General features: G+C 60.7%; 5 protein-coding genes. 1 reads left to right on the top strand and 4 read right to left on the bottom strand.

What is annotated here, in order from left to right; translation table 11 throughout:
* The first annotated feature begins 94 nt into the window (after positions 1–94).
* Positions 95–1,018 carry a hypothetical protein gene (locus tag FJY68_13670; protein ID MBM3332873.1) on the top strand — a complete coding sequence of 308 codons (924 nt, stop codon included), beginning with the start codon at positions 95–97 and terminating at the stop codon, positions 1,016–1,018.
* Between the two features lie 708 nt (positions 1,019–1,726).
* On the opposite strand, the gene FJY68_13675 is transcribed toward FJY68_13670, so the two are convergent.
* The 4 genes from FJY68_13675 to FJY68_13690 all read right to left on the bottom strand — a co-directional run.
* Positions 1,727–2,023 carry an integration host factor subunit beta gene (locus FJY68_13675; GenBank protein MBM3332874.1) on the bottom strand — a complete coding sequence of 99 codons (297 nt, stop codon included), beginning with the start codon at positions 2,021–2,023 and terminating at the stop codon, positions 1,727–1,729.
* 12 nt (positions 2,024–2,035) lie between these two features.
* Complete coding sequence (locus FJY68_13680) at positions 2,036–2,257, bottom strand: zinc ribbon domain-containing protein (protein MBM3332875.1); 222 nt, start codon at positions 2,255–2,257, stop codon at positions 2,036–2,038.
* 133 nt (positions 2,258–2,390) lie between these two features.
* Entirely contained in the window at positions 2,391–3,629 is a 1,239-nt protein-coding gene (locus FJY68_13685) for an FtsX-like permease family protein (protein ID MBM3332876.1), read from the bottom strand.
* Positions 3,630–3,632: 3 nt separating this feature from the next.
* Positions 3,633–4,009: ATP-binding cassette domain-containing protein (locus tag FJY68_13690; protein MBM3332877.1), on the bottom strand; the 377-nt coding region annotated here is incomplete at its 5' end.

The following is a 4,009-nucleotide window of genomic DNA, read 5'->3' on the forward strand; positions in this document are numbered from 1 at the left end:
GCACGGCGAATTCGGGGTGCTCGTGGACTTGACTGGCGGGAACATTCGGCTTTACGAGAAAGAAGACGCGGCGTGGCTTCAGGATTCCGTTCCGGTGCCCACTAATACCGGACTGCCTTACTTCAGTTACGACACCGCCGGTGCGCCGTCAGTCGCCTTCCATCCGTCGGGTTCCGACCAAGCGATCATGTTCGCGAGGCGGACCGACTCCACATGGGCGGCCGAGACCATCTTCACTGCTCCCTACTTCTGCGAACTTGTGGCTCGCGCACTCACCTACACCGTCAAAGCCGAACCGTGCGTCATGGCCTACGTGTACTACGGCATCCCGACCTCGACGACAGTCATTCTCCTCATGGAACAGGGAGACACTTGGCCGTATCACGTAGTCACAGGGGCGGGAACTCGCGCTCATCTTGAGGCCCTTGCGTGTGCTCGGGATACAGGCGGAGGTGCTGCTGTTTTGTACGACTACGGAGACGAATTCAACTGGACTGGTAACCTCTACTATGCGGGATTCGGCACAGGCTTTGCCTCGCTGGACACGTGGGCAAGCGCCGGGGCTGTAGCGGTTCACAGTTCCGGCGTTCCGCACGCTGCGTACATCCGTAGCCAACTGCGGTACGCCTGTCGAGTCGGCGCTACATGGTACCACGATACGATATCCGCGGCATCCGGCCTGCAGCTAGCTGGCGCAGTTCTGGAGGAATCCTTGCCGACAATCGGGTTCATTGATCCTGCCACTGGTGTCTGGATCGCCAGACGGAAACCTGTCGGTGTCCAGGAACGGGTGCTCGTCCGTTCCATCAAGTCGCTGCGGCCGACACTCGTGCGGGGCATGCTGCATCTGCCGGAAGCTGCAGGCCTTCTCGATATCACAGGGCGGAAGTTGATGGACCTGGTGCCGGGCGCGAATGATGTGCGGGCGCTGGCGCCGGGGGTGTACTTCCTAAAGGAGGGAGGAGAGAGGAGTGAGGAGGGAGGAGCCGGAATCCGCAAGGTCGTGATCACGCGGTGAGCGACCGGCGATAGCAGAAGAGCACATTCCAGAGCTGCGTCTGCGGAGCCCAGCCTGTAGCACTTCTCGACACCAAACGCGTTCCTGCCGGTCACAAGACGACTTCCAGGTACTTGCGTGACGGCCGGGCGAGACATCTACCTAGTCAATAGTCGGTTAGAGAATCTACCTCTCGTCTAAGTGGTGATGCCGGGCATCACCATGTAGACCGTTCCCGGGACGGTTCGGAGAGTGGTTCTCAGATCCTCATGAGATGCGGTTCAGACCGGGACCTGCAATGGGAATCATCGCGCGATGTCCGCCGGGGATTGGACTGAGACTCAGTACAGCATGGCTGCTGTGAACCCGACCGGGGACTGGATCTCGATATCCGGAGGCGTGGTCGGGGTCATTCCGAAAAGCACACGTGGGGTGAGCTGCAGAGGCACGCGAATCGCGATTCGGAGCGCGGTTCGTGTCGCGACTTGCAGAGGCGGTTCCGGGAGACCGACCAAGGGCGCGGTCGAATGAAAGCGCCGGGACGCGTGGGGCGTCCCGGCCGAATCAACCCAGGGTCAGGCGTTTCGCACAGTAGGACAGGTTGATCCCGTCCCGAAGAGAGGCGTCTGCGGACTAGCGCAGCTTCTTCTTGTGGCGCATCGCCTTGATGCGCTTCTTATACTTGTGGCGCCGAATCTTAGACAGCTTGCGCTTTCGACCACAAGGCATCTATTGGCCTCCCTTCATGAGACTTGCTTTCAGAAGCCGCGAGGCTTTGAACACCGGCACGCGGCGGGGCGGGATGTTCACCGGTTCCTTGGTCTTCGGATTGCGCGCGATCTTGGGCTTGCGCAGTTTGGTGGACAAGACACCGAAGCCTCGGATTTCGATGCGGTTCCCTTCCAACAGCATCTTGCACATCTCGTCGAGGAACATCTGCACGAGTTTGCCGACGTCTCGTTTGGTTATGCTGGGGTGAACCTGGCGGGAGATGGTCTCGACCAGGTCGGCTTTGGTTACTGTCATGTGCGCCCTCCTCTAGCTACAAGTACTGCAACTGTACGAACTGCAGCTACCACAAGACTTTGACGAAGATGAAACCCTCTTCTCGGCGCCAGCGACGGCAAACGACGAAAAGCAGCGGGTGAGCTTTTGTGTCCCGCACTTGGGGCAGACAATCTCTTCCTCGTCACGCCTGCTCAGTACGAGTTCTTCGAATTCGTGGTTGCAGATGCTGCAACTGAACTCGCGAATTGGCATAAGCGATTATAGGACAAAGACTTTCGCGTGTCAAGCGCAGCATTTGAGCTAAGTTACAGGCTTGTGGGGAGTTGGCAGTAGAGGCCCCGGTCGAACCGGGTCTTTGGGTACAGCCCTCGGACCGCTTCGCGCGCTATTCGTAGCGAAGGGCCTCAATCGGGTTGAGGCGCGCGGCGCGTGAGGCGGGATAGATGCCAAAGAAGATCCCCACCCCGGCGGAGAAGCCAACCCCGACCAGGACCGTCCAAAGCGGCGCCGCGGCTTTTAGATGTGCCGCCAGTTCAACCACTTTTGCGATTCCGAGTCCAAGCGCCACGCCGATTGCCCCGCCGACAAGCGAGAGCATCACCGCCTCGAGCAGGAACTGCCAGAGCACGTCCTGATTCGTTGCGCCCAGAGCTTTTCGCAGGCCGATTTCGCGGGTACGTTCCGCTACTGCGACCAGCATGATGTTCATGATGCCGATGCCGCCCACCAGCAGTGAGATCGCGGCCACCGCGACCATGACAAGGTAGGCGACGCGTGTGATGCTGCGATAGATGTCGCGGATGGTGTCCTGGGTGCTGATGCCGAAGTCGTCGGGCTTGTCGTAGCCGAGCCGGTGGCGGCGGCGCATCAACTCGCGCACCTCGTCGATGGCTTTCTCCACGGGGACGCTCTTCCTAGGCATGGCGGCCACGGAGATGCTGTACATCAGTTCGCCGATGCCGCGGCCGGGCGCGAAATCCTTCTCAAAAGTCGTGATCGGCACGATGATGGCATTGTCCTGGCTCTGACCGAGGAAGCTGCCTTTGCGGGCGAGCACGCCGACGACGACATAGCTCTTGCCGTCCAGCACCAGCCGTTTCCCCAGGGGGATCTCGTGGGGAAAGAGGTTGTCGACGACGTAGCCGCCAATGACGCAGACCGAGTGGCGGCGCAGGCTGTCGTCCGAGTTGATGAACCGGCCGGTCTCAACCTGGTAGTTGCCGACCTCCGCCAGGGCCGGGGTCGAGCCGCTCACCTCGACGCCCGTCACTTTGTTGCTCCGCCACGTGATCTTGCTGATGGTCCGGCTGCGGGACGCCGTCACCCTGTAGATGCTGGGTAGCTGGCTGATGGCGAGTGCGTCGTCCATCGTCAGGTTCGGGCGTTTGTTGATTTCGTCCCAGTCGAGCCGGCCCATTCCAAAGGCGAATTTCTGGATGAAGAGGGTGTTGGACCCGAGCGAGGATATCTGTTTCTCGACCTCGTAGTTCATGCCCTGGATAAGAGAAACGATGGCTATCACCGTCATCACGCCGATGATGATGCCAAGCGCGGTCAGGAAGGAGCGCATGCGGTGCGTGCGGAAGGTGTCGAGCGAGAGACGTACCAGTTCGAGTAGGGGCATCGTTCAGTCCGCAATCCGACCGTCAATCAGCCGAACGACCCGGCGAGCATGGCCGGCAACGGTCTGGTCATGGGTGACGAGGATGATGGTGTTGCCCTGTTCGGCAAGGGAACCGAACAGGCGCATTATCTCGACGCCGGTCTTCGAGTCGAGGTTGCCGGTTGGTTCGTCGGCAAGCACGATCGAGGGACGGTTGGCGAAAGCGCGCGCGATGGCGACGCGTTGCGTTTCGCCGCCGGATAGTTCGCTGGGCTTGTGGGCCATCCGGTCTTTCAAACCGACCATTGCGAGCAGTTCGGCCGCGCGGGCGGCGCGTTCGCGGATCGGGACGCCGGCATAGACCATCGGGAGCTGGACATTCGCCTGGGCCGAGAGGCGCG

Source organism: candidate division WOR-3 bacterium, from assembly GCA_016867815.1.
GTDB lineage: Bacteria > Hydrothermota > Tepidihabitantia > Tepidihabitantales > Tepidihabitantaceae > UBA2258.